Annotated in this window: 1 protein-coding gene; it reads left to right on the forward strand. The window is 45.0% G+C overall.

What is annotated here, in order from left to right:
- On the forward strand, positions 1-640 hold a 640-nt coding region (locus R7Z50_RS28400), incomplete at both ends, for an ABC transporter transmembrane domain-containing protein (protein WP_318149869.1).

The following is a 640-nucleotide window of genomic DNA, read 5'->3' on the forward strand; positions in this document are numbered from 1 at the left end:
GAATGATACAGAATCACTTCAGCAGTTTTACGAGTTGTTAATCGCGACCGTGGTTAAGAACGTTGTGATGATCGTGGTGATGTTGGGTGTCATGTTCTTCATGAGTTGGAAGTTGACGCTGGTTGTTCTCGTTCTGTTACCGATCGTAATTGGCTTTATGTATCTGTTTAAACAACTCAGTACCGAGAGTTATCGCAGAATGCGTGACTTGCTCACGGACATTAACGCCAACTTAAGCGAATCAATCCAAGGGATGAGCGTGATTCAGCTGATGCAACAAGAAGAGCGCTTTAACAAACAATTTAACGAACTCACTGCTGAGCATTTGGTCGCGTCCAAAAAAGTGATTCGCTTAAACGGGTATCTGCTGCGGCCTCTCATGGATCTGTTGGCTGGCCTTGCCCTACTCTGCTTAGTTGCCATCTTTGGCTTTAATGGTGTCGAGTTGATTGGTGTCGGTGTACTTTATGCGTTCATCAGTTATTTGGCGCGTGTGACCGAACCTCTGATTGAAATGACCCAACAACTTGCACTTTTACAACAAGCGTTGGTATCGAGTGAACGTGTTTTTGAGTTGATTGATGCGAGGCCACAAACTTACGGTGACGATCATAAACCGCTTAAAACGGGCTCGATTGAG

This window comes from Vibrio sp. 1249-1, assembly GCF_033340495.1.